This is a genomic window from Microbispora sp. H10885 (assembly GCF_014161415.1).
Lineage (GTDB): Bacteria > Actinomycetota > Actinomycetes > Streptosporangiales > Streptosporangiaceae > Microbispora > Microbispora triticiradicis.
In genome coordinates this window covers 100,198-119,699 of the sequence record NZ_JABBWY010000015.1, presented here as the reverse complement: position 1 = coordinate 119,699, position 19,502 = coordinate 100,198, and the positions used below count along the sequence as shown (strand labels likewise).

At 71.7% G+C, this 19,502-nt stretch carries 19 protein-coding genes; 3 read left to right on the top strand and 16 right to left on the bottom strand.

Annotation, left to right across the window (positions count from 1 at the left end; all coding sequences use genetic code 11):
• Positions 1–69: 69 nt before the first annotated feature.
• The 14 genes from metK to pyrR all read right to left on the bottom strand — a co-directional run bounded on the left by metK (position 70) and on the right by pyrR (position 14,749).
• Positions 70–1,257, bottom strand: coding sequence for a methionine adenosyltransferase (metK, locus tag HHX37_RS32575; RefSeq protein WP_117408575.1), 1,188 nt, complete (start codon positions 1,255–1,257; stop codon positions 70–72).
• Positions 1,258–1,450: 193 nt separating this feature from the next.
• Positions 1,451–1,819 carry a hypothetical protein gene (locus tag HHX37_RS32570; RefSeq protein WP_117408574.1) on the bottom strand — a complete coding sequence of 123 codons (369 nt, stop codon included), beginning with the start codon at positions 1,817–1,819 and terminating at the stop codon, positions 1,451–1,453.
• 93 nt (positions 1,820–1,912) lie between these two features.
• Positions 1,913–3,124, bottom strand: coding sequence for a bifunctional phosphopantothenoylcysteine decarboxylase/phosphopantothenate--cysteine ligase CoaBC (gene coaBC / locus HHX37_RS32565; protein WP_182887855.1), 1,212 nt, complete (start codon positions 3,122–3,124; stop codon positions 1,913–1,915).
• Positions 3,125–3,367: 243 nt separating this feature from the next.
• Positions 3,368–3,631, bottom strand: coding sequence for a DNA-directed RNA polymerase subunit omega (gene rpoZ / locus HHX37_RS32560; RefSeq protein ID WP_117408572.1), 264 nt, complete (start codon positions 3,629–3,631; stop codon positions 3,368–3,370).
• Between the two features lie 13 nt (positions 3,632–3,644).
• Complete coding sequence (gene gmk / locus HHX37_RS32555; RefSeq protein WP_244361583.1) at positions 3,645–4,190, bottom strand: guanylate kinase; 546 nt, start codon at positions 4,188–4,190, stop codon at positions 3,645–3,647.
• Between the two features lie 136 nt (positions 4,191–4,326).
• Positions 4,327–4,650, bottom strand: a complete 324-nt coding sequence (gene mihF, locus HHX37_RS32550) for an integration host factor, actinobacterial type (protein WP_030450375.1) — start codon at positions 4,648–4,650, stop codon at positions 4,327–4,329.
• Positions 4,651–4,879: 229 nt separating this feature from the next.
• Positions 4,880–5,590 (bottom strand): orotidine-5'-phosphate decarboxylase, encoded by a 711-nt coding sequence (pyrF, locus tag HHX37_RS32545; RefSeq protein WP_117408570.1) that lies wholly within the window; start codon positions 5,588–5,590, stop codon positions 4,880–4,882.
• Positions 5,587–6,561: a dihydroorotate dehydrogenase gene (locus HHX37_RS32540; RefSeq protein ID WP_117408569.1), complete on the bottom strand. Its 975-nt coding sequence runs from the start codon at positions 6,559–6,561 to the stop codon at positions 5,587–5,589. The genes pyrF and HHX37_RS32540 overlap by 4 nt, the downstream gene beginning before the upstream one ends.
• A gap of 21 nt (positions 6,562–6,582) precedes the next feature.
• Positions 6,583–7,440: a dihydroorotate dehydrogenase electron transfer subunit gene (locus tag HHX37_RS32535; RefSeq protein ID WP_182879099.1), complete on the bottom strand. Its 858-nt coding sequence runs from the start codon at positions 7,438–7,440 to the stop codon at positions 6,583–6,585.
• Between the two features lie 27 nt (positions 7,441–7,467).
• Positions 7,468–10,746 (bottom strand): carbamoyl-phosphate synthase large subunit, encoded by a 3,279-nt coding sequence (gene carB / locus HHX37_RS32530; protein WP_117408567.1) that lies wholly within the window; start codon positions 10,744–10,746, stop codon positions 7,468–7,470.
• Positions 10,739–11,935 carry a glutamine-hydrolyzing carbamoyl-phosphate synthase small subunit gene (gene carA / locus HHX37_RS32525; RefSeq protein WP_182887854.1) on the bottom strand — a complete coding sequence of 399 codons (1,197 nt, stop codon included), beginning with the start codon at positions 11,933–11,935 and terminating at the stop codon, positions 10,739–10,741. The genes carB and carA overlap by 8 nt, the downstream gene beginning before the upstream one ends.
• On the bottom strand, positions 11,932–13,233 hold the full coding sequence (locus HHX37_RS32520) for a dihydroorotase (protein WP_117408565.1): 1,302 nt from the start codon (positions 13,231–13,233) through the stop codon (positions 11,932–11,934). The genes carA and HHX37_RS32520 overlap by 4 nt, the downstream gene beginning before the upstream one ends.
• A gap of 26 nt (positions 13,234–13,259) precedes the next feature.
• On the bottom strand, positions 13,260–14,195 hold the full coding sequence (locus HHX37_RS32515) for an aspartate carbamoyltransferase catalytic subunit (protein ID WP_117408564.1): 936 nt from the start codon (positions 14,193–14,195) through the stop codon (positions 13,260–13,262).
• Positions 14,192–14,749, bottom strand: coding sequence for a bifunctional pyr operon transcriptional regulator/uracil phosphoribosyltransferase PyrR (gene pyrR / locus HHX37_RS32510; RefSeq protein ID WP_117408563.1), 558 nt, complete (start codon positions 14,747–14,749; stop codon positions 14,192–14,194). The genes HHX37_RS32515 and pyrR overlap by 4 nt, the downstream gene beginning before the upstream one ends.
• Before the next feature lie 403 nt (positions 14,750–15,152).
• Here pyrR and HHX37_RS32505 point away from each other — a divergent pair, with 403 nt between their 5' ends.
• Positions 15,153–15,647 (top strand): transcriptional regulator, encoded by a 495-nt coding sequence (locus tag HHX37_RS32505; RefSeq protein WP_117408562.1) that lies wholly within the window; start codon positions 15,153–15,155, stop codon positions 15,645–15,647.
• A gap of 117 nt (positions 15,648–15,764) precedes the next feature.
• Positions 15,765–17,009, top strand: a complete 1,245-nt coding sequence (locus HHX37_RS32500) for an arginine deiminase (RefSeq protein WP_182887853.1) — start codon at positions 15,765–15,767, stop codon at positions 17,007–17,009.
• Between the two features lie 169 nt (positions 17,010–17,178).
• Here HHX37_RS32500 and HHX37_RS32495 read toward each other — a convergent pair whose 3' ends face one another.
• A complete protein-coding gene (locus HHX37_RS32495) occupies positions 17,179–17,616 on the bottom strand; it encodes an SAV_6107 family HEPN domain-containing protein (protein WP_117408560.1) in 438 nt (145 codons plus the stop codon).
• 391 nt (positions 17,617–18,007) lie between these two features.
• Entirely contained in the window at positions 18,008–18,892 is an 885-nt protein-coding gene (locus HHX37_RS32490) for a L,D-transpeptidase family protein (RefSeq protein ID WP_259403194.1), read from the bottom strand.
• 124 nt (positions 18,893–19,016) lie between these two features.
• Between HHX37_RS32490 and HHX37_RS32485 the strand changes: the two genes are divergently transcribed.
• Positions 19,017–19,493: a YbaK/EbsC family protein gene (locus tag HHX37_RS32485; RefSeq protein ID WP_182887852.1), complete on the top strand. Its 477-nt coding sequence runs from the start codon at positions 19,017–19,019 to the stop codon at positions 19,491–19,493.
• Positions 19,494–19,502: the final 9 nt, after the last annotated feature.

Sequence of the window (19,502 nt, the reverse complement as noted above, 5' to 3'; positions counted from 1 at the left end):
GGCCGGCGTGGCCGGGCGTGCCTGTCCGGCGCCGCCGCGAGGGCGGCGCCGGGGTCCGTCAGGGACGGGTCACAGGCCCGCGGCGGTGCGCAGGGCGTCGGCCCGGTCGGTGGACTCCCAGGAGACGCCCTCACGGCCGAAGTGGCCGTACGCGGCGGTCTCGGAGTAGATCGGGCGCAGCAGGTCGAGGTCGCGGATGATCGCGGCCGGGCGCAGGTCGAACACCTGGAGCACCGCGTCCTGGATCACGTTGACCGGCGCCTTCTCGGTGCCGAACGTCTCGACGAACAGGCCGACCGGCTGCGCCTTGCCGATCGCGTACGCCACCTGGACCTCGCAGCGGTCGGCCAGACCGGCCGCGACGACGTTCTTGGCGACCCAGCGCATCGCGTAGGCGGCCGAACGGTCCACCTTGGACGGGTCCTTGCCGGAGAAGGCGCCGCCGCCGTGGCGGGCCATGCCGCCGTACGTGTCGATGATGATCTTGCGGCCGGTGAGCCCGGCGTCGCCCATCGGGCCGCCGATCTCGAAGCGGCCGGTCGGGTTCACCAGCAGGCGGTAGCCCTCGGTCTCGATCTCCAGGTCGGCCAGCACCGGCTCCACGACGTGGTCGCGGATGTCGGGGGCCAGCATCTCCCGCAGGTCGATCTCCGGGGCGTGCTGGGTGGAGACCACCACGGTGTCGAGGCGGACCGGCCGGTCGCCGTCGTACTCGATCGTGACCTGGGTCTTGCCGTCCGGGCGCAGGTAGGGAACGGTCCCGTTCTTGCGGACCTCCGACAGGCGGCGGGCCATCCGGTGCGCGAGCGTGATCGGCAGCGGCATCAGCTCGGGGGTCTCGCGGCAGGCGTAGCCGAACATCAGGCCCTGGTCGCCCGCGCCCTGGCGGTCGAAGTCGTCGGCGCCCTCGCCCTCGCGGTGCTCGTAGGCGTCGTCGACGCCCTGGGCGATGTCCGGCGACTGGGCGCCGATGGACACCGACACGCCGCAGGAGGCGCCGTCGAAGCCCTTGTGGGAGGCGTCGTACCCGATCTCGAGGATCTTCTCCCGGATCAGGGCGGGGATGTCGACGTAGGTCTCCGTCGTCACCTCGCCGGCGACGTGGACCTGGCCAGTGGTGATCAGCGTCTCGACGGCGACCCGGCTCTTCGGGTCGTCCTTGAGCATCGCGTCGAGAATCGCGTCACTGATCTGGTCAGCGATCTTGTCCGGGTGGCCCTCGGTGACCGACTCGGAGGTGAACAGGCGACGGGACAACTCTGGGCTCCTCATGCAGCGGCTGCTGACGTCTGTGAAGGACCGCCGGTAGGGCCTACCGGCGGCCATTCGATGCTCACGCGAGTCTAGCCTCAGGCGATGCGGCGCGGCACAGCCATCCCGGTTCCGGCCACGTCACCGGTTCCCCGACAGGCGGCGGGCAGGACGCGCCCGCCGGGGTCCCGGACACCCCTCAGAGGTCGGGGAGGGGATCTCTGGGCAGGTCACCCGGGGAGAAGGCCTCGGCGTCCGCCGCCGCGACCACCGCCGCGTACTCGTCGTCGACCTCCAGGGTCATGCCGTCGATCTCGATCCTCGGGCCCGACCCGAACTCGACCGGCCCGAGGCGCGTGCGGCGGGGGTAGCGGGCCCACACCCGCGACGGCTCGTCCCGCGTGAGCATCTTGGTGGACAGCAGCGTGACCGAGCGGTTCGTCACGACGACGAGAAAGCTGATCATGGCAGGAGGAGGCAGGGCCACCGCGGGAAAGACATAGCGGATGTCCTCGCCGGGGCCGAGCATGGCCCGGCAGCGCTCTCTGATCGTGGCGGACACCGGCATGCGATCGCTCCCTCGACGCACCCTGCGGAGGCGGGCACGGACGCCCGCACCGGCACCACGCGAGGTCCGCGAGGGGTCGAGGTCCACGAGGGGTCAGGGGAGACGCCGTACCACCAGGTTCCACACTACGTCGGCGAGATCCTCTTTGGGACCCCTCGGAATCTCCACCGACTCGCCCTCCGCGGTGAGGACGACGGCGGCGTTGTCGGGCGTGCCGAAGGCGAGGTTCTCCCCCACCTGGTTGACCACGAGCAGGTCGCAGCCCTTGCGTTCCAGCTTGGCTCGCCCGTTGGCGAGGACGTCGTCCGTCTCCGCCGCGAAACCCGCGATCACCCGGGGGTACGTCCCGCCTCCGGCCCGGCGGGTCTCCCCCAGCTCAGCCAGGATGTCCGGATTTTTCGTGAGATGGATTGGATCGGGCTCGGCGGCCGACTTCTTGATCTTCGTGCCGCTCTGCCGTACGGGCCGGAAGTCCGCGACGGCGGCGGCCATGACGACGGCGTCGGCGTGCTCCGCCGCGGCCAGGACCGCCTCGCGGAGCTGCGTCGCCGACTCCACCCGCACCACCTTCGCGCCCGCCGGGTCGGGCAGCGCCACGTTCGCCGACACCAGCGTGACCTCCGCGCCCCTGGCGACGGCCGTACGGGCGAGGGCGTATCCCTGCAGCCCCGAGGAGCGGTTGCCGATGAAGCGGACGGGGTCGATCGCCTCACGGGTGCCGCCGGCGGAGACGACGACGTGCCGCCCCGCCAGATCGCCGCCGCGGCCCGCGAGCACGCGCCGGCAGACCTCGAAGATCTCGGCGGGGTCCGGCAGCCGCCCGGGGCCCGTGTCGGCGCCGGTGAGCCTGCCGCTCGCGGGTTCGATCACCACCGCGCCCCGCTCCCGCAGCGTCGCCACGTTGGCGCGCGTGGCGGGGTGCTCCCACATCTCGGTGTGCATCGCGGGCGCGAACACCACCGGGCAGCGCGCCGTGAGCAGTGTGTTCGTGAGGAGGTCGTTCGCCATGCCGTGCGCGGCCCGGGCCAGCACGTCCGCCGTCGCCGGGGCGACGACCACCAGGTCCGCGGACTGCCCGATGCGCACGTGCGGCACCTTGTGCACCGACTCCCACACCTCTGTGGTCACCGGGTTGCCCGACAGCGCGGCCCAGGTCGGCTCGCCGACGAAACGCAGGGCGTCCCTGGTCGGCACGACGCGCACGTCGTGTCCCGACTCCGTGAAGAGGCGCAGCAACTCGCAGGACTTGTAGACCGCGATGCCCGCGCTGACGCCCAGCACGACTGTGTTTCCCGCTTCACTCATCGGGGCGCTCATACCCGGCGTCTTCCCTCGTCGCTCGTCCCTCGCTCCTCAGTCCAGACCGCTGGCGCGTCCCTCCGGCTCGCTCGGGGGTTTTCCGCGTCGCCCATCGAGGCGCTCACCCCCGGCTGGTCGTGCCGGAGGCACGCGAGGAATACAGCCCTCGTCGCTCGTCCCTCGCTCCTCAGTCCAGACCGCCGGCGCGCCCCTCCGGCTCGCTCGGGGTTTCCCGTGGCGGGGCGGGGGTCAGCCCTCGATGGGCTCGGAGGTCAGCAGGCCCTCGGCGACCTCGCGCAGGGCGATGGACAGCGGCTTCTCCTGGGCGTGGGTCTCCACGAGGGGCCCGACGTACTCCAGCAGGCCCTCGCCGAGCTGGGAGTAGTAGGCGTTGATCTGGCGCGCCCGCTTCGCACCCATGATCACAAGGCTGTACTTGCTGTCGACGATGTCGAGGAGCGAGTCGATCGACGGGTTGGTGATGCCTTCCGCGTAGGCGGCGCTGCTTGCCACGTCAGTGATTCCCCTAGCTAGGTGAGTGTCCCAGCAAGGTTATCAGCCGGTGGCACACGTCATCGACGGACGTGTTGACGAGGGTGAGGTCGAACTCCTTCTCCGCCGCCAGCTCGACGCGTCCCGCCTCCAGGCGGCGGGCGATCACGTCGGGAGGCTCGGTGCCGCGGCCGCGCAGCCGCCGCTCCAGCTCCTCCCAGCTCGGCGGGGCAAGGAACACCAGCAGGGCCTCGGGCATGGTCCTGCGCACCTGCCTGGCGCCCTGCAGGTCGATCTCCAGCAGAGTGGGGACGCCCGCCGCCAGCCTCTCCAGCACCGGACGCCTGGGCGTGCCGTACCGGTTGCCGGCGAACTCGGCCCACTCGAGAAGCTCGCCGGAGGCGACGAGCCGGTCGAACTCGTCGTTGCCGGCGAAGAAGTACTCCACGCCGTGCGTCTCCCCCGGACGGGGCTTCCGGGTTGTCACCGAGACCGACAGCCACACCTCCGGGTGGGACCGCCGGAGCTCGGCGACGACCGTGGACTTGCCCACACCCGACGGACCGGACAGGACCGTCAGGCGCGGGCGGGGTGTGAAGTCACCTCCGCGTGCCCGGGACCCGCTGTCGGTCGCCGCCTCATGGGCCCGATCTCCAGCGGACCAGGACGTTTCGGTCACTCCGTACCCCCGTGAACTCGTTCGTACGCCGCCGAGATCAGCTCTCGGCGCCGCCGAACTCGCGCTCAAGGGAGGCGCGCTGGTTGGCGCCGAGACCCCGCACACGGCGGGATTCGGCGATACCAAGGCGCTCCATGAGCTGCTTGGCGCGGACCTTGCCGACGCCAGGGAGCGACTCCAGCAGAGCCGAGACCTTCATCTTGCCGATGACGTCGTCGGTCTGCCCATCCTTCAGCACCTCAGCCAGAGAAACCGCGCCGTGCTTGAGCCGGTTCTTGACCTCGGCACGCTCCTTGCGTGCCTTGGCGGCCTTCTCAAGAGCTGCGGCGCGCTGCTCGGGGGTCAGGGGAGGAAGAGCCACGCCGGGTCACCTCGAATTTCTTGTCGATGTACTCGGACGGGAGGGGAAACTAGCTGGTCTTGGCCGTATCGGCAACGTCAAGAGAGGTTTCTCGGACCATAAAATTGATTTTACTACTTCCGGTATTGGAAAAGTTACTCTGGGTAGATCAAAACCGCCTCAGCAGGCCCGGAACGGATGACGCTTCGTTACGGGCCCGATGAGACGTTCAGGGACTTTCAGGGGGTGCTCACGGGGTGCTCACAGGGCGCACGCGGCGCAGCGCGGCGGCGATCGCGGCGGCGGCGGCGCCGGGGTCGGGCGCCCCGGTGATGGGCCGCCCGATCACGAGGAGGTCGGCCCCCTGGGCGACCGCGTCCTCGGGGGTGGCCACCCTCGCCTGGTCCTGAGTGCCGGCGCCCGCGGGCCGTACGCCGGGGGTGATGAGCGTGATCTCCGGGCCGACCTCGGCCCGCACGGCGGCGACCTCCCGGGGCGAGCAGACGAGGGCCTGCGCGCCCGCTCCGACGGCCACGGCGGCCATACGGCGCGCGGCGTCGTCCGGGGGTCCCTGGATGCCCACCTCGCGGAGATCGGCCTCGGAGAGCGACGTCAGGAGCGTCACGGCCGCGATCCGCGTGCCGGGGGACGCCTCGACGGCCGCCCTGACCATGGCGGGACCCCCTGCGGCGTGCACGGTCAGGTAGGTGGGCTTGAGCCGGGCGACGGCCCTGGCGGCCGCGCCCACGGTGTTCGGGATGTCGTGCAGCTTCAGGTCCAGGAAGACCTGCACGCCGCTCGCGCCGCGCACCGAGGCGATCACATCGGGCCCGTACCGCAGGTAAAGTTCCAGTCCCACCTTCACCGTGGAGACGTGCGGGGTGACCAGACCGGCCCAGCGGGCCGCGGTCTCCAGGTCGGGCGCGTCCAGGGCGACGGCGATGGGGGCGGGCGTGGTCAAAGCGAACTCTCCTCCAGATCGGTGCGTGTGCGTGGTTGCGCGCCCGCCGGGCGGTGGGCCAGGCCCACGACGTCGGCGAGGCGGTCGAACCCGCGCGCCTGCAGAAGCTCCTCCAGCTCCCTCAGGACGCGCGGGCAGGCGTAGGGGTCGTGGAACAGGGCCGTGCCCACGGCGACGGCGCAGGCGCCCGCCAGGACGAGCTCAAGGGCGTCCCTGCCGGTCGTGACGCCGCCCATGCCCACGATCGGCACCCCGGGCAGCGCCGCGTGCACCTGCCACACGCAGCGCACCGCCAGGGGCCGTACGGCGGGGCCGGACAGGCCGCCGGTGCCGGCGGCGAGCGCGGGGCGCATCGAGTCCACGTCGATGCTCATCCCGACCGGCGTGTTGATCATCGCGAGGGCGTCGGCGCCGCCGTCCACGCACGCGCGCGCGACCGCGACGACGTCCGCCACGTCCGGCGACAGCTTGGCGATCACCGGCACGTCGTACGGCGTCGCCGCGCGCACCGAGGCCACGACCTCCGCGGCGGCCGAGCCGTCGCGGGCGAACACCCTGCCGCGGTCCTCGACGTTCGGGCAGGACAGGTTGACCTCCACGGCGGTGACGCCGGAGACCCCGGCCAGGCGCCGCGCCAGCGCGGTGTACTCGGTCACGGTGCCGCCGCCGATCGACACGACCGTACGGGCGCCCCGCTCGGCCAGCCAGGGCAGCTCGCGCTCCAGGAACGCCTCGACGCCCGGGCCCTGGAGGCCCACGGCGTTCAGCAGCCCGGAGGGGGTCTCGGCCATCCGCGGCGTCGGCCGCCCCGCGCGCGGGGCCATGGTGATCGACCGGGTGACGAACGCGCCCAGCCGGTGGACGTCGGAGAACTGGGCCAGCTCACGGCCGGTCCCACCGCAGCCGGAGGCGGTCAGGATCGGGTTGGGCAGTTCCACGTGCGCCAGATAGGTCCGGAGGTCGGCCGTCACCGCCGGCGCCCCCGCCTCGGCTCAGGCATGCCGTCCGCCTGGCGCGCCGAGCGCGTCGAACGGGATCGTTCCGACGTCGTCGAACCGCACGCGCTCGCCCCGGAACACCGGCCCGTCGGCGCAGGCGCGGACCATCCGGGTCACTCCGTCGTCGCCGATGACCGGCACCACGCACGTCATGCAGACGCCGATGCCGCACGCCATCCGCTCCTCCACGGCGACCTGCACCGGGATGCCGAACTCGGCCGCGACCGCGGTGACGCCGCGCAGCGTCTCCATGGGACCGCAGGCGTAGACGACGTCGGCCCGCGCGTCGGCGATGACCCCGGGCAGCACGTCGGTCACCCGGCCGCGCATGCCGAGCGAGCCGTCCTCGGTGGTCAGCGTGGTCGTCTCGCCCATCCGGCGGGCCCGCAGCGCGCCGAAGACCCGGTCGGCCGACGGCGCCCCGAGCACGAAGTCGACCCGGCAGCCCCGCTGCTGCAGCGCGTCGCCCAGCGCGAACAGCGCCGCCGCGCCGTGCTCGTCGCCCACCAGCACACAGGTGCAGGGGTCGCGGGGCAGCGGGAAGGGCCGGCCCAGCGGGCCGACCAGGTCGAGCGTGTCGCGCACCCTGAGGTCGGCGAGCCAGGCCGTCCCAGCGCCGCGCACGCCGAAGACGAGCTCCACCGTGCCACCGTAGTCCGGCTTCACGTCGTGGACGGTGAAGGCCCGCCGGGTGAGCATCGAGGTGTTCCGGCCGCCCACGGCGACCGTGACGAAGTGGCCGGGCCGGAACCGGTCGGCGATGCCTGGGGCGACGACGGTGAGCGCATGGTAGGCGTCCACCCGGCGCGTCGTCAGCACCGTTCCCGTGACCTGAACCGGACTCCCGGCCACTAAGTCCTCCCTGCTATCGCGGCTCGCTCAGTCTCGCAGCCTCCTGGCGTGTTCCTGGAGGGAACGCACGTCGATGTCGCCCCGGACGAGTTGCTGGATGCCCTGGACCGCGGCGGCCAGGCCCTGGACGGTGGTGATGCAGGCGATGCCGCGGTTGACGGCGGCGGTGCGGATCTCGTAGCCGTCCAGGCGCGGCCCGGACTGGCCGGGGCTGCCGAACGGGGTGTTCACGATGAGGTCCACCTCCCCGTCGAGGATGCGGCGCACGATCGTCGGCTCGCCGCCGGGGCCCGTCCCCTCGCTGTGCTTGCGCACGATCCTGGCACGGACGCCGTTGCGGCGCAGCACCTCCGCGGTGCCCTCCGTGGCGAGGATCTCGAACCCGAGGTCCGCCAGCGCCTTCACCGGGAAGATCGCGGCCCGCTTGTCCTTGTTCGCCACCGAGACGAACGCCCGGCCCTTGGTGGGCAGCGCGCCGTACGCGGCCGACTGCGACTTGGCGTAGGCCGTGCCGAAGAACTCGTCGATGCCCATGACCTCGCCGGTCGAGCGCATCTCCGGCCCGAGGACGGTGTCGACGCCGCGGAACCGGTTGAACGGCAGCACCGCCTCCTTCACCGCGACCGGCGCGTCCAGCGGCAGCGTGCCGCCGTCGTAGCCCTCCGGCAGCATGCCCTCGGCGCGCAGCTCGGCGATCGTGGCGCCCATCGTCAGCCGGGCCGCGGCCTTGGCCAGCGGCACCGCCGTCGCCTTGGACACGAACGGCACCGTACGGCTGGCCCTGGGGTTGGCCTCCAGGACGTACAGCACGTTCGCGGCCAGCGCGTACTGGACGTTCAGCAGGCCGCGCACGCCGACGCCGCGGGCGATGGCCTCGGTGGCGGCGCGGATGCGCTTGACGTCGTAGCCGCCCAGCGTGATCGGGGGCAGCGCGCAGGCCGAGTCGCCGGAGTGGATGCCGGCCTCCTCGATGTGCTCCATGACGCCGCCGAGGTAGAGCTCCTCGCCGTCGAACAGCGCGTCCACGTCGATCTCGATGGCGTCGTCGAGGAACCGGTCGATCAGCACCGGGTGCTCCGAGGCCGCCCTGGCCATGTAGGTCGCGAGCGTGTCCTCGTCGTACACGATGGCCATCCCGGCCCCGCCGAGGACGTACGACGGCCGTACGAGCACGGGGTAGCCGATCTCCTCGGCGACCGCCTTCGCCTCGTCCACGGTCGTCGCGGTGCCGTGCTTGGGCGCGGTCAGCCCGGCCTCGGACAGGACCCGGCCGAACGCCCCGCGGTCCTCGGCGAGGTGGATCGACTCCGGCGAGGTGCCGACCACCGGCACCCCGGCGTCCTTGAGCGCCTGCGCGAGGCCCAGCGGCGTCTGGCCGCCGAGCTGGACGATCACTCCCGCGACCGGCCCGGTCTCCCGCTCGGCGTGCACGACCTCCAGCACGTCCTCCAGCGTGAGCGGCTCGAAGTAGAGCCGGTCGGAGGTGTCGTAGTCGGTCGAGACGGTCTCGGGGTTGCAGTTGACCATGACGGTCTCGTAGCCAGCCTTGGCCAGCTCGAACGACGCGTGGACGCAGGCGTAGTCGAACTCGATGCCCTGGCCGATGCGGTTGGGCCCGCTGCCCAGGATGATCACCTTGGGCCGGTCCCCCACCGGCACCTCGGTCTCCTCGTCGTACGTGGAGTAGAGGTAGGGCGTGCGCGCGGCGAACTCGGCGGCGCAGGTGTCCACGGTGTTGTAGACGGGCCGCAGGCCCAGCTCGTGCCGGGTGGAGCGCACCTCGGCCTCGGCCACGCCGAGGATCTCGGCGATCTGCGCGTCGCTGAAGCCGTGCCGCTTGGCCGTGTCCAGGGTGGGCCGGTCGAGCGCGGTGATCGACCGGGCGACCTCGTCGATCGCGAAGAGCTGGTCGACGAACCACGGGTCGACCGAGGTGGCCTCGTGGACCTGCTCGGGGGTGGCGCCCGCCCTGATCGCCTGCTGCATCGTGCGCAGCCGCCCGTCGTGGGGGCTGCGGCAGGCCTCCAGGAGCGCGTCCAGGTCGCCGGGCTCGCCCGCCCAGGTGAACGACGACCCCTTCTTCTCCATCGACCGCAGCGCCTTCTGCAGCGCCTCGGGGAACGAACGGCCGATCGCCATCGCCTCGCCGACCGACTTCATGTGAGTGGTCAGCGTCTCGTCGGCCCCGGCGAACTTCTCGAACGCGAACCTCGGCACCTTGACCACGATGTAGTCGAGCGACGGCTCGAACGACGCCGGGGTCTCCTTGGTGATGTCGTTGGGGATCTCGTCGAGGGTGTAGCCGATCGCCAGCTTGGCGGCGATCTTGGCGATCGGGAAGCCGGTGGCCTTCGACGCCAGCGCCGACGACCGCGACACGCGCGGGTTCATCTCGATGACGATCATCCGGCCGGTCGCCGGGTCGACCGCGAACTGGATGTTGCAGCCGCCGGTGTCGACGCCGACCTCACGGATGACCGCGATCGCGACGTCGCGCATGTTCTGGTACTCGCGGTCGGTCAGCGTCAGCGCGGGCGCCACGGTCACGCTGTCGCCGGTGTGGACGCCCATCGGGTCGATGTTCTCGATGGAGCACACGATGACCACGTTGTCGTTGCGGTCGCGCATGACCTCCAGCTCGTACTCCTTCCAGCCGAGGATCGACTCCTCCAGGAGCACCTCGGTGGTCGGGGACGCGTCGAGGCCGGCGCCCGCGATGCGGCGCAGCTCCTCCTCGTCGTGCGCGAAGCCGGACCCGGCGCCGCCCATCGTGAAGCTCGGGCGGACGACGACCGGGTAGCCCAGCTCGTCCGCCGCGCGCAGGCACTCGTCCATCGTGTGGCAGATCGCGCTGCGCGCCGACTCGGCGTTGAGGCCGTGCTCGGCGGCCACCTTCGCGACGATCTCCTTGAACCGCTCGCGGTTCTCCCCCGCCTGGATGGCGTCGATGTCGGCGCCGATCAGCTCGACGCCGTACTTGCCGAGGACTCCCGCCTCGTGCAGCGCCACCGCCGTGTTCAGCGCCGTCTGGCCGCCCAGCGTGGGCAGCAGCGCATCGGGCCGCTCCTTGGCGATGATCTTCTCGACGATGTCCGGCGTGATCGGCTCGACGTAGGTGGCGTCGGCGAACTCGGGGTCCGTCATGATCGTGGCCGGGTTGCTGTTGACCAGGACGACCCGGAAGCCCTCGCTGCGCAGGACCCGGCAGGCCTGGGTGCCGGAGTAGTCGAACTCGCACGCCTGTCCGATGACGATCGGGCCGGAGCCGATCACCATGACGGACCTGATGTCCGTACGCTTAGGCACCCTTGGCCCCCTTCTTCTCCGCGTTCTCGGTCGCGCCCGGTCGTTCACTCGCAGGTGGGGAGACACGCTGCGCGCCGCTCCCTCGCTCCCTCCTGCGCTCCATCAGCTGGCAGAACTCGTCGAACAGGTAGGCCGCGTCGTGCGGGCCGGCCGCCGCCTCGGGGTGGTACTGGACGCTGAACGCGGGACGGTCCAGCAGGCGCAGCCCCTCCACGCAGTCGTCATTGAGGTTGACGTGGCTGACCTCGGCCGCGCCGTACGGCGTCTCGAAGGGCCCGTCGAGCGGCGCCTGCACGGCGAAGCCGTGGTTGTGCGCGGAGATCTCGACCTTGCCGGTCCTGCGGTCCTGCACCGGCTGGTTCACGCCGCGGTGGCCGTACCGCAGCTTGTAGGTGCCGAGGCCGAGCGCCCGGCCGAGGATCTGGTTGCCGAAGCAGATGCCGAAGAACGGCACGCTCGCGTCCAGCACCTCGCGCAGCGACTCGACCGCGTACCCGGCCGCGGCGGGGTCGCCGGGGCCGTTGGAGAAGAAGACGCCGTCGGGGCCGAGGGCGAGGATGTCGGCGGCGCCGGCGGTGGCGGGCAGCACGTGCACCTCGCAGCCCCGCTCGGCCATCCGCTCCGGGGTCATCGCCTTGATGCCGAGGTCGACCGCGGCGACGGTGAAGCGCTTGCGCCCGCGCGCCGGCACGACGTACGGCTCGGGCGTGCTGACCTCGCGGGCGAGGTCGGCGCCCTCCATGCCGGGCGAGCGCCGCACACGCTCGACCAGCTCGGCGACGTCGCCGCCCTCGCTGAAGACGCCGGCGCGCATCGCGCCGCGCTCGCGCAGGTGGCGGGTGAGGGCCCGGGTGCCGGACATGGCGATGCCGACGACGCCCTGCTCGCGCAGGTAGTCGTCGAGCGTCCGGCGGGAGCGCCAGTTCGACGGGATCCGCGACGGCTCGCGCACCACGTAGCCCGCGACCCAGACGCGGCGGGACTCGGGGTCCTCGTCGTTCACGCCGGTGTTGCCGATGTGGGGGGCGGTCATCGCCACGATCTGGCGGTGGTAGGAGGGGTCGGTGAGGGTCTCCTGGTAGCCGGTCATGCCGGTGTTGAAGACCATCTCGCCGAACGTCTCGCCCACGGCGCCGTACGGCGTTCCCTCGAAGACGCGTCCGTCCTCGAGAACCAGCAGGGCTGTCATACGAGCTTCCCTTCGAGAACGGTGGGGCGGCCGCGCAGGAACGTGGCGACCACGCGGCCGGGCAGGGTCATCCCCTCGTACGGGGTGTTCCGGCTCTTCGACGCCATCGCGGTGGGGTCGACGGGCCGCCGGACCGACGGGTCGTACAGGGTGACGTTGGCGGGCGCGCCGGGCTCGATGGGCCGGCCGTGCCCGGAGAGGCGGCCGATCCTGGCCGGCCGCGCGGACATGCGGTCGGCGACGCCGGCCCAGTCGAGCAGCCCGGTCTCGACCATGGCCTCCTGGACCACCGGCAGGGCGGTCTCCAGGCCGATCATGCCCATCGCCGCCGCGGCCCACTCGGTCTCCTTGTCCTCGACCGGGTGGGGGGCGTGGTCGGTGGCGACGCAGTCGATCGTGCCGTCGGCGAGGGCCTCGCGCAGCGCGCGCACGTCCTCGGCGGTGCGCAGCGGCGGGTTCACCTTGTAGATCGGGTTGTACGGCCCGAGCGGCGAGGTCTCCGCGCAGGAGTCGGTCAGCAGCAGGTGGTGCGGGGTGACCTCGGCGGTCACGTCCCAGCCCTTCGACTTGGCCCACCGGATGATCTCGACGGAGCCCGCGGTGGAGACGTGGCAGACGTGCAGCCGGGAGCCGACGTGCGCGGCGAGCAGGCAGTCGCGGGCGATGATCGCCTCCTCGGCGACGGCCGGCCAGCCGGTCAGGCCGAGCCGGGCCGACACCTCGCCCTCGTTGAGCTGGGCGCCCTCGGTGAGCCGGGGCTCCTGGGCGTGCTGGGCGACCACGCCGTCGAACGCCTTGACGTACTCCAGCGCCCGGCGCATCAGGACCGCGTCCGAGACGCACTTCCCGTCGTCGGAGAAGACCCGGACGCGGGCCGCGGAGTCGGCCATCGCGCCGAGTTCGGCGAGCTGGCGGCCCTCCAGGCCGGAGGTCACCGCGCCGACGGGCTGGACGTCGCAGTGGCCGGACTCCTGGCCGAGCCGCCAGACCTGCTCGACCACCCCGGCGGTGTCGGCCACCGGGGAGGTGTTGGCCATCGCGTGGACGGCGGTGTAGCCGCCGCGCGCCGCGGCCTGGGTGCCGGTCTCGACGGTCTCGGCGTCCTCCCGGCCCGGCTCGCGCAGATGGGTGTGCAGGTCGACGAGGCCGGGCAGGGCGACCAGCCCGGCGGCGTCGATCGTCTGGCCGGCCTCGGCGCCCGCGAGGTCGCCGATCTCGGCCACGACGCCGTCGCGCAGCAGGATGTCGCGCGGAGCGCCGCCCAGGATGCGGGCGCCCCTGATGAGGATGGTGGTCACAGCTCCCTCGTGAAGGTCGTACGCGTTCATTCGGCGCCTCCGATGGCGGGCTCGGAACCGCCGAGCAGCAGATAGAGGACGGCCATCCGGACCGTGACGCCGTTGCCGACCTGCTCGACGATCGTCGAGCGCGGCGAGTCGGCGACCTCCGCGGAGATCTCCATGCCGCGGTTCATCGGCCCGGGGTGCATGACGATCGCGTCGTCGTGCAGGCGGGCGAAGCGGTCGCGGTCGAGGCCGTAGCGGCGGCTGTACTCCCGCGCCGAGGGGAAGTAGGCCGCGTTCATCCGTTCGAGCTGGACCCGCAGCATCATCACGACGTCCGACTTCGGCAGCACGGCGTCGAGGTCGTACGAGACCTGGCAGGGCCAGCTCTCCACCGCCACCGGCAGCAGGGTGGGCGGCGCGACGAGCGTGACGTCCGCGCCGAGCGTGTGCAGCAGCAGCACGTTCGACCGGGCCACCCGGCTGTGCAGCACGTCGCCGACGATCGAGATCTTCAGACCGTCGAGCCGGCCGAGCCTGCGGCGGATGCTGAACGCGTCGAGCAGCGCCTGCGTCGGGTGCTCGTGGGTGCCGTCGCCGGCGTTCACCACGCTGCCGCGCACCCAGTTGGCCAGGCGGTGCGGCGCGCCCGAGGCGCTGTGCCGGATCACCACGGCGTCGGCGCCCATGGCCTCCAGGGTGAGCGCGGTGTCCTTCAGCGACTCGCCCTTGGACACGCTCGACCCCTTGGCTGAGAAATTGATCACATCGGCCGACAGGCGCTTGGCCGCGGCCTCGAAGGAGATGCGGGTCCGGGTGGAGTCCTCGAAGAAGAGGTTCACCACCGTCCGGCCGCGCAGCGTGGGCAGCTTCTTGATCGACCGCTGCGAGACCCGGGCGAGCTCCTCCGCCGTGTCGAGGATGAGGAGGGCGTCGTCGCGGGTGAGGTCGCCGGTCGAGAGCAGGTGCGGCTTCATCGGTCGTCCCCCTTGATGAGCACGACCGCGTCGCGCCCGTCCGTCTCCTCCAGGAAGACCTTGACCTTCTCGCTCTTGGAGGTCGGCAGGTTCTTGCCGACGTAGTCGGCGCGGATCGGCAGCTCCCGGTGGCCGCGGTCCACCAGCGTGGCGAGCTGGACCGCCCGGGGCCTGCCCACGTCGTTCAGCGCGTCGAGCGCGGCACGTACCGTACGCCCGGAGAAGAGCACGTCGTCCACGAGGACGACGGTCCTGCCGTCCACGCCGTCCGGGGGCAGCTCGGTGCGGCCGAGCGGGCGCGCCGGACGCAGGCGCAGGTCGTCGCGGTACATCGTGATGTCGATCGCACCGACGGGGACCTTGATCCCCTCGAACTGCGCGATCCGGCCGGCGATCCGCTGGGCCAGGGTGGCGCCGCGGGTGGGGATGCCGAGCAGGACGACGCTCTCGGCGCCTCTCGTCCGTTCCAGGATCTCGTGCGCGATCCGCGTGAGCGCCCGGTGGATGTCGGGCCCCTCCAGGACGGCACGGGCCTGATTTTGGACATCGGACATGAAAAAGTCACCACCTTTCCCGCCTCACGGGACGGGTCTTAAAAGGGTGTCAGGTCTGCTTAGAGTATCAGGGCCCTCCGCCATCCCCCCTCCCGCCAGGGGTGATGCGCCGGGGAGGCGGCGTACGCCCCGGGTCCCCGGGGGATCGGAAGCCGCATCACATCGGGTGTCGGGGATTTCGGTGAGAGCACTGTTTGGCGCTCTTTTTTCCAATCAGCTTGACCTTTGGGAGTGTCGGCTTTACCGTCACTGTCCGTAACCACAACACGCGACCTTCCTGGGTAAAACCCGACGCAGCGGTCACCGAAGGTGCCGGGGCCGGTGCCAGCCCCGGTGTTCGGAACGCTTGGGACAAGGACGCACAATCAAGTGAGAAGAGACATAGAAAGCCGGGGGCCACACGATGCCGTCTGACTACGCCAAGTCGCTGGGCGCGCGCCTGCGCGCCATCCGGACCCAGCAGGGGCTGTCCCTGCACGGTGTCGAGGAGAAGTCCCGTGGCCGGTGGAAGGCCGTCGTCGTGGGCTCCTATGAGCGAGGCGACCGCGCGGTGACCGTGCAGAAGCTCGCCGAACTCGCGGACTTCTACGGGGTGCCGGTCTCCGAGTTGCTGCCGGGCGGGGCCGCTCCCAGCCCGCTCGCCCCGGCTCCCAAGCTGGTCATCGACCTGGAGCGGCTGTCGCAGCTGCCGAAGGACAAGGCCGGTCCGCTGGCCCGCTACGCGGCCACGATCCAGAGCCAGCGTGGTGACTACAACGGCAAGGTGCTGTCCATCCGGCAGGAGGACCTGCGCTCGCTGGCGGTCATCTACGACAAGTCACCCGTCGAGCTGACCGAGGAGTTCATCAACTGGGGCGTGCTCGACGCCGAGGCCCGCCGCGCCGTCGAGTCCTTCTGACCACTCCTCCCGGCCGTTCCCTCCGACCACCGGGCCGCCGCGGCGGCCCCCCATCGGCCTCCGCACGCCGGGGAGCCGCGTCACGAGTGATTCCTGTCATAGGGGGATAGGCAGGACATGACTTTTTTCGTGGGCTCGGAGGTGGGCAGGCTCCGCCAGGTCCTGGTCGACATCCCCGAACTGGCGCTCAAGCGGCTCACCCCCGGCAACAAGGACGGCCTGCTCTTCGACGACGTGCTCTGGGTGCACCGCGCGCTGGAGGAGCACCGGGAGTGGTGCGAGGTGCTCACGGCGCGCGGCGTCACGGTGCACCACCTCGGCGACCTCCTGCGGGAGGCGATCGAGGTGCCCGACGCGCGCAAGCACATCCTCGACGGCAGCGTCGACGAGCACTGGTTCGGCCCGCTGGCCGCCGACGCGATCCGCAACACGCTGGACGCCCTCGACGGAGCCGCGCTCGCGCCGTACCTGACCGGCGGGATCACCAAGCGCGAGATCATGGAACTGGGCTGCGACCCGGGGTCCGTCGTCTTCCACGCGCTCGGCATGGACGACTTCGTCCTCCCGCCGCTGCCCAACCACCTGTTCGCCCGCGACACCTCCTGCTGGGTGTACGGCGGGGTGTCCATCAACGCGATGCGCAAGAAGGCGCGCAGGCGCGAGACCCTCAACTTCGAGGCGGTCTACCGGTGGCACCCGATGTTCGCCGCGGGCTACGGCGACCCGTCCGGCGGGGGGTTCGACGTCTGGTACGACGGCACCCGCATGGCCCCCGCCACCATCGAGGGCGGTGACGTGCTGGTGCTCGGCGACGGCGTCGTGCTCGTCGGGATGAGCGAGCGCACCCAGCCGCAGGCGGTCGAGATGCTGGCGACGAAGCTCTTCCGGGCGGGCGCGGCGACCCGCATCGTGGCGCTCGACCTCCCCAAGACCCGCGCGTTCATGCACCTCGACACCGTGATGACCAACGTCGACGTGGGGGTGTTCACCAAGTACGCCGGGCTCGGCATGCTGCCGTCGTACACGGTGGAGCCGGGCGACACCGACAAGGAGCTGAAGGTCACCGACCATCCGCCCGAGGACATGCACCGGGCGATCGCGCGGGCCCTCGGCCTGGACGACATCAAGGTCCTCACGCCGACGCAGGACGTGCACGCGGCCGAGCGCGAGCAGTGGGACGACGGCTGCAACGTGCTGGCCCTTGAGCCGGGAGTGGTCGTCGCCTACGAGCGCAACACCACGACCAACAACTACCTGCGCAGGCACGGCATCGAGGTCATCCCGATCCGGGGCAGCGAGCTCGGCCGCGGACGCGGCGGGCCCCGCTGCATGAGCTGCCCTCTGGAGCGCGATCCCGTCTGAGGCCGCACCCGGCCGTTCGCGGCCCCTGGGCGGGGGCCCCGGCCCGTGCGGACCGCCTTCTCGCGGGCGCGTCGCGTGGCCAGGCCGTCCTGTGTGGCTGACGAACTCGACGGAGCGGGCAGGCGGAGCCGGGCCGCTCGCGCGCCGGCCTCCCGCCCTTGCAGCGCCGTCAGCCGGCCATGGGGAGGGTGGGGCGGCCGGGCAGGCCGAGGATCGACTCGACCTCGCCGACGAACCGGTCCGCTTCCGCTATGATCTCGTCTGCGTCGTTCTGAGTGACGGCCCGGACCATTCCGGCCTCGACCGCCGCTCGCTTGGTCGCGCTCATCGCGAAGTAGGCCGCCCAGTCCGCGAGCTTCGGCTCGACCTCGGGAAGCAGTTCCCAGGCGCTGCGCAGCCGCCGCCTGCGTCCGTCCATCGGACGGGGACGCGCGGCGAGGATCCCGGCGGCCGCGCGCAGCGCCGCGAGATGGGCCGACACGTAGCGGTCCGCGGGCGTGGGCCCGACGGTCGCGTCGGCGAGGCACGCCCTGGCGTCCGCGAGACGCGCCAGGACCGCCTGCGGAAGCCGGGGCCCGGTCCGCTGATCGCCGTTCTCTTCAGTCATGCCCGCCTCCTTGAGTCGTGGCATCCGGCGAAGGCCGCCGGTGACTTCACAGTCGCAGACAGCACCGACAATTTCGATCTGCCGCGTAATCCCGGGCACCACCGGGATCACGCGGCTTTCTCACGCTCCCGTGGGCGGCCGGACGAGGAGCTTCCCCTCTCCCCGTCCGGCCCACGCCGCGGGCCGTGCCGCATCCGTCTCCGCCGACGACGTAGGCACGGATCCGACGGTGTGGGCGCAGGCCGCGAGTCCCGCGCCCACTCCATCGAACATAGATTCGACCATGCCCGCTGTCAAGGATGTCAACGAACAAGGGTTCGAGGACTGGCGGGGGCCCGTACGACGAAGGGCCCCGCGCGAACACCTCGCGCGGGGCCCTCCGATCCGCCGGCTATCGCCGGAAAGCACCTCTGACGTGCACGGGAACTCCCTTGCCGAGCATGCCCGGAAGGATCCCGGCGACGTTCATCGGCAGCCGTACACAGCCGTGCGACGCCGGATAGAGCGGCACCGACAGCGCGCCGTGAAGGGCGATCCCGCCGTTGAAGAAGATCGGGTTGTAGAGCTGCCCCAGGTAGGACCGGTGCCAGCCCCTGGCCCGCCACGTGGTCTTGTAGTCGCCGGTCGGCGTGCGGGCGCTGCCGGAGAAGACCTGCCTCTTGCCGTTCCACACGGCGTACTCGGTGTAGGGAATACCGCTGCCGCTGGAGATGTGACTGATCAGCACCGGGACGCCGGAACGATACAGAACCATCACCTGTTTGGTCAGGTCCACCTCGACCCGGGTGGCCTTGCCGCGGGGCACGAGGACCCGGGGCGCGCGGGGGTTCTCCAGCGCCCTCCAGGTGCGGGCGGCGACCGTGCTGGTCGGCTTGATCCCCTGCACCTTCTGGAACGCCCAGACCGCCGTCAGCGTGGCCCCGCCGTACCGGCCGTCGGCGCTGCCGGGCACGTAGCCGAGCTCCTTGAGGCGGGCCTGCAGCGCCTTCACGGCGGCGCCCTTCGCCCCGAGCCTGAGCGTCTTGCCCGGCGCCTCGAACGGCGGGTATCCGGCCCGTCCCGGCAGGGCTCCCCGCGCTCCGGCCACCCGCGTCGCGACCGTCCGCGCGCCGGACACCGGCGCCGCGCCGGCGAGGCCGGCCGTCGCGTACGTCACGGCTCCCGCCGGAACGGCTGCGCCGGCCCGCGCCGGGCCGGCGACCCCGGCCGTCGCGAACGCCACGGCCCCCATCGCGACGAGCATGGCCGCGGCCGGTCGCCGTCGACCTCTCATCATGACCAACCCCTCATAAGCCTGATTTCTAACAAAGGACTCACCTTACGGTCCGATTGCGAGCCGTGTGATCACAAGTGGCGATAATCGGCCGCGTCTGTCCTGGCAATCCGTTTAGAGTGGCCGGGTGCCGGAAAAGTTGCATCCGAACGTCGCCCGAGTCGAGCAGGCCCTGCGGGAGCGGCAGGTGACCGGTGAGGTCGTCGTGCTGGACGACGCCGCGCCGACGGCCGCCACGGCGGCGGCCCAGCTCGGCTGCGAGATCGGCGCGATCGCCAACAGCCTGATCTTCGACGCGGACGGCGCGCCGCTGCTGGTGCTGACCAGCGGCGCCCATCGCGTGAACACCGACCTGATCGCGCGGCTCGCCGGAGCGGCGAAGGTGCGCAGGGCGACGCCGGAGTTCGTCCGGGATCACACCGGGCAGCCCATCGGCGGCGTGGCCCCGGTCGGGCATCCGGCGCCCGTGCGGACGCTCGTGGACACCTGGCTGGGCAAGCACGAGGTCGTGTGGGCCGCCGCCGGGCATCCGCACTCGGTCTTCCCGACCTCCTTCGACGAGCTCGTACGGATCACCGGGGGCACCCCCGCCGAGGTCGAATGACGTCCGCGA

Excerpts from the sequence above, each read along its gene's own strand:
- coaBC (WP_182887855.1), bottom strand. The coding sequence starts at position 3,124 with ATGAGTGAAGCGGGAAACACAGTCGTGCTGGGCGTCAGCGCGGGCATC.
- pyrR (WP_117408563.1), bottom strand. The coding sequence starts at position 14,749 with ATGTCCGATGTCCAAAATCAGGCCCGTGCCGTCCTGGAGGGGCCCGAC.
- carA (WP_182887854.1), bottom strand. The coding sequence starts at position 11,935 with ATGACAGCCCTGCTGGTTCTCGAGGACGGACGCGTCTTCGAGGGAACG.
- HHX37_RS32500 (WP_182887853.1), top strand. The coding sequence starts at position 15,765 with ATGACTTTTTTCGTGGGCTCGGAGGTGGGCAGGCTCCGCCAGGTCCTG.
- HHX37_RS32570 (WP_117408574.1), bottom strand. The coding sequence starts at position 1,819 with ATGCCGGTGTCCGCCACGATCAGAGAGCGCTGCCGGGCCATGCTCGGC.
- HHX37_RS32490 (WP_259403194.1), bottom strand. The coding sequence starts at position 18,892 with ATGATGAGAGGTCGACGGCGACCGGCCGCGGCCATGCTCGTCGCGATG.
- HHX37_RS32495 (WP_117408560.1), bottom strand. The coding sequence starts at position 17,616 with ATGACTGAAGAGAACGGCGATCAGCGGACCGGGCCCCGGCTTCCGCAG.
- HHX37_RS32515 (WP_117408564.1), bottom strand. The coding sequence starts at position 14,195 with ATGAAGCCGCACCTGCTCTCGACCGGCGACCTCACCCGCGACGACGCC.
- HHX37_RS32505 (WP_117408562.1), top strand. The coding sequence starts at position 15,153 with ATGCCGTCTGACTACGCCAAGTCGCTGGGCGCGCGCCTGCGCGCCATC.